The 997-nt window shown below is 55.7% G+C and carries 1 protein-coding gene; it reads left to right on the forward strand.

All coding sequences use genetic code 11. The features are described 5' to 3' along the window. Window positions 1-382: 382 nt before the first annotated feature. A partial coding sequence (locus ASU03_RS18760; RefSeq protein WP_157465981.1) for a branched-chain amino acid ABC transporter substrate-binding protein occupies window positions 383-997 on the forward strand: 615 nt, incomplete at its 3' end.

Here is a 997-nt window from a genome sequence, read left to right on the forward strand (position 1 = left end):
AAATACCCCTCAAAAGCCGGCATTTTCTTAGCCGGCTACTAATCTGTATTGGTGCGAGTCGTAGCAGTGACGCACTGTAAATGTGCACTTCCGTTACGCCCATGGTTACAGATGATCAAGGGTTCGCTTGATGGCTGGCTGACATCAGTTTTTCGAGCGGGTTTCACCCTTTTTATCCATTGGTTGCACCTTTGCGGGCTAGACGGTTGCACGTCCCGCCAAAAAGGCACCGAAACACCTGTAATAACAATGACACCGTGTCTTTCTGAAATAAAAAAACGCAATGGCACGCTGCTTGCTCTGAGCTTTTAGTGAAGGTTTCAAGTGAAAGTTTGAAGTGAAATTGCAGTGCCCATTCAACAAAAAACTCGGAGCACCACTCATGTCCCAGACGTTTTACAAGAAAGGTTTCCTGGCCCTCGCGGTAGCTGCCGCGCTGGGTGTTTGTACGTTTGTTCAAGCTGATGTGAAGATTGGCGTAGCGGGGACGATGAACGGCGCCAACGCTGCCTTCGGTGAGCAGTACATGAAAGGTGCCCAGGCGGAGGCTGAAGGTATCAACAAGGCCGGCGGGATCAATGGCGAGCAGATCAAGCTGGTGGCCGGTGACGATGCTGCCGAGCCCAAGCAGGCCGTGTCCGTGGCCAACCGCCTGGCTGACCAGGACAAAGTGATCGGCGTGGTCGGGCACTTCTGCTCCTCGAACACCATTCCAGCCTCCGAGGTGTATGACGAAGCGGGCATCATCGCAATCACTCCAGGCTCCACCAACCCACAAGTCACCGAGCGTGGCCTGGGCGCCATGTTCCGCATGTGCGGGCGTGACGACCAGCAAGGCATCGTGGCCGGTGACTACATCGTCGATGTGCTCAAGGGCAAGAAAGTCGCCGTCATCAACGACAAGGACACCTACGGCAAAGGCCTGGCCGATGCCACTGCGGCACAGTTGACCAAGCGCGGCGTCAAGCCGGTGCTGGAAGAAGGCCTGACCCGTGGC

The organism is Colwellia sp. TT2012 (genome assembly GCF_001440345.1).
Lineage (GTDB): Bacteria > Pseudomonadota > Gammaproteobacteria > Enterobacterales > Alteromonadaceae > Colwellia.